The sequence below is a fragment of the Phenylobacterium sp. genome, assembly GCF_031412415.1.
Taxonomy (GTDB): domain Bacteria; phylum Pseudomonadota; class Alphaproteobacteria; order Caulobacterales; family Caulobacteraceae; genus Phenylobacterium.
Genome location: NZ_JANOCX010000262.1, coordinates 1 through 3075 on the forward strand (window position 1 = coordinate 1; position 3075 = coordinate 3075).

3 protein-coding genes are annotated in these 3075 nt (G+C 66.2%); all 3 read left to right on the top strand.

Going from position 1 to position 3075, the window contains the following annotated elements; genetic code table 11:
• Positions 1-447 (top strand): acyl-CoA dehydrogenase family protein (locus tag RMO04_RS12830; protein ID WP_309645173.1); only part of this gene is annotated, 447 nt, incomplete at its 5' end.
• A gap of 49 nt (positions 448-496) precedes the next feature.
• The gene (locus RMO04_RS12835) at positions 497-1705 is read left to right on the top strand and encodes an acyl-CoA dehydrogenase family protein (protein WP_309645174.1); all 1209 of its coding nucleotides are present in this window, start codon (positions 497-499) and stop codon (positions 1703-1705) included.
• Positions 1706-1757: 52 nt separating this feature from the next.
• On the top strand, positions 1758-2885 hold the full coding sequence (locus RMO04_RS12840) for an acyl-CoA dehydrogenase family protein (protein ID WP_309645175.1): 1128 nt from the start codon (positions 1758-1760) through the stop codon (positions 2883-2885).
• Positions 2886-3075: the final 190 nt, after the last annotated feature.

Genomic DNA, 3075 nt, shown 5'->3' on the forward strand with positions numbered 1-3075 from the left:
AACGGCTCGCGCGGCCCGGCGGCCAAGCCGGTGGCTCTGGGCGTCATCGCCAAGAAGTATGTGGGCCAGGACGAACAGGGCCGTCTGGCCGACAGCGACCTGCGCACCCGCATCGTCATGAACGAGATCGACCAGAAGGCGCTGCAGCAGACGGTCCGCCGCGCGGCGCTGGAGGCCAAGGGCAATTCGGGTCCCTCGGCCGCCACCTCGATCATGAAGAACGCCAATATGAAGGTCGCCCAGGACCGGGCCGAATTGACCCTGGAGTTCATGGGCCATCAGGGCCTGGGCTGGAGCGGCGAGGCCTTCACCGAGGAAGAGCGCAGCGCGGTGCGCGGCTGGCTGTCGGGCAAGGCGGGCTCGATCTACGGCGGCTCCAACGAAGTGCAGAACAACATCATCTCCAAGCGGATCCTGGGACTCCCGGACCTGACCCAGAGCCACTAGGGTGATGACAACAAGTTTCGAACGACCGATTTTCAAGGAGACTTTTTAGATGGCTGATTTTGGCGGCGATCTCGACACCTTCCGCACGGAAGCGCGGACGTGGATCGAGGCGAACTTCCCGGCGTCCCTGAAGGGGCGGCCGAACCCGATGATGCGCGAAGAGCGCTCGAAGCCCAGCGAAGACCAGGAAGCCTGGCGCAAGGCGATGGGCGAAAAAGGCTGGGGCGTCCCCACCTGGCCGGCGGCCTATGGCGGCGGCGGACTGTCGCCGGCCGAGGGCCGGATCATCCAGCAGGAGCTGGGCCGCGCGGGCGCCTACAACCCGATCGGCGGCATGGGCGTCATGATGTTCGGCCCGACGCTGCTGGAGTACGGCACCGAGGACCAGAAGAAAGAGCACATCCCGCCGATCGTCCGGGGCGACCTGCAATGGTGCCAGGGCTTCAGCGAGCCGGGCGCCGGGTCCGACCTGGCAAGTCTTCAGTGCAAGGCCGAAGACAAGGGCGACCACTTCGTCATCAACGGCCAAAAGATCTGGACGAGCGGCGCACAATTCGCCGACTGGTGCTTCTGTCTCGTGCGGACGGATACTTCGAAGAAACATGAAGGCATCTCATTCGTCCTGTTCACGATGCATCAGCCGGGCGTCGAAGTCCGTCCGATTCCTCTGATCGCCGGCAACTCTCCTTTCTGCGAGACCTTCTTCACCGACGCGATCGCCGACAAGAAGAACCTGGTCGGCCCGCTGAACGGTGGCTGGACCATCGCCAAGCGCCTGCTGCAGCATGAACGTTCGGGCCTCAGCGGCGCGGGCGGCGGCGGCGGGTTCGGCATGGCGGTCAAGCCGCTGCCGAAGCTGGCCAAGGAGTATGTGGGCGCCGACGACAAGGGCCGGATTTCCGACTCCGACCTGCGCACCCGCATCATCATGAACGAGATCGACGGCCGCGCCTTCCAGCAGACCGCCGTGCGCGCGATGATGGAATCGAAGGGCAATTCCGGCCCCTCGGCCGCCACCTCGATCATGAAGAACGCCGGCACCCGCTGGATGCAGGACAAGGCCGAACTGACCCTGGAGATCATGGGTCACCAGGGCCTGGGCTGGGAGGGCGAAGCCTTCAAGCCCGAGGAGCTGGGCGCGGTGCGCGGCTGGCTGGGCGGCAAGGCCACCACGATCTATGGCGGCTCCCAGGAGGTGCAGAACAACATCATCTCCAAGCGGATCCTCGGCCTGCCGGACCTGACGCAAAACAACTAGGGCGCATACGCCCCTCACCACATTCATCGAGATCGATAGGGAATTAAGAGAAATGGCCGTTCTGAACGAAGAACAGAGCATGCTCCGCGACGCGGCGAAGAGCTGGGTGCAGGAAAAAAGCCCGGTCACCGCCTTCCGCAAGATGCGCGATAGCGGCGCCGAGCTGGGCTACGACGCCAACGCCTGGAACGAGCAGGCTGAAATGGGCTGGGCCGGGGTCATCATCCCGGAAGAACACGGCGGGTCGGACTTCGGCTATCTCAGCCTGGGCCTGATCCTCGAGGAAATGGGCCGCACGCTGACGGCCTCGCCCCTGCTGGCCTCGGGCCTGGCCGGCGCCTCGGCGCTGATCCTGGGTGGATCGGACGCGCAGAAGAGCGAGTGGCTGCCCAAGATCGCCGACGGCTCCGTGGTCGCCACCCTGGCGGTCGACGAAGGCGCCCACCACGCGCCGGAGAAGGTCGCGCTGAAGGCCGAAAAGGCCGGCGACGGCTACAAGCTGACCGGCAAGAAGACCTTCGTGCTGGAAGGCCCCTCGGCCGGCCTGCTGATCGTCTCGGGCCGCACCTCGGGCCAGCCGGGCGACACCGACGGCATCAGCCTGTTCCTGGTGAAGGCCGACGACGCCGGCGTCACCAAGACCAACCTGAAGCTGGCCGACAGCCGCGGCGCCTCGAACATCGAGTTCAGCGGCGCGTCCGCCCAGCTGCTGGGCGAGGAAGGCAAGGGCTGGCCCGTGCTTGAAGCCACCCTCGACCGCGCCCGCGCGGGCGTCTCGGCTGAAATGCTGGGCGCCGCCGTCCAGGCCTTCGAGGTCACCCTCGACTACCTCAAGGTCCGCGTTCAGTTCGGCCAGGTGATCGGTTCGTTCCAGGCCCTGCAGCACCGCGCGGCCAAGATGTTCACCGACCTGGAACTGGCCCGCTCGGCCGTCGAAGCCGCCCTTCAGGCGATCGACGCCGGCAGCCCCGACGTGCCGGAGCTCGTCTCCCTCGCCAAGGCCAAGATGGGCGACACCTTCCACCTGGTGAGCAACGAAATGGTCCAGATGCATGGCGGCATCGGCATGACCGACGCCCACGACGCCGGCTTCTACCTCAAGCGCGCGCGGGCCTGCGAAGCCGCCTTCGGCAGCCAGAGCTACCACCGGGATCGCTACGCGAAGATCCAGGGATACTAAGCGCTACGCTTCGACCCCCGGCTTGCCGGGGGGCGGGGTTTTAGTGGTGAGATTGGGGAGCCCCGTTGGCGTGAGCCGGCGGGGTTTTCCACGCTTTAGGGCCCAGCAGGCGCGAATAGGCGCACCGTACGCGTCGCGGTTGATTTCGGGCGCTGGGGGTGCTCTTTTTGTGTGAGATTGTCGGCGGGGG

Excerpts from the sequence above, each read along its gene's own strand:
- RMO04_RS12840 (WP_309645175.1), top strand. The coding sequence starts at position 1,758 with ATGGCCGTTCTGAACGAAGAACAGAGCATGCTCCGCGACGCGGCGAAG.
- RMO04_RS12835 (WP_309645174.1), top strand. The coding sequence starts at position 497 with ATGGCTGATTTTGGCGGCGATCTCGACACCTTCCGCACGGAAGCGCGG.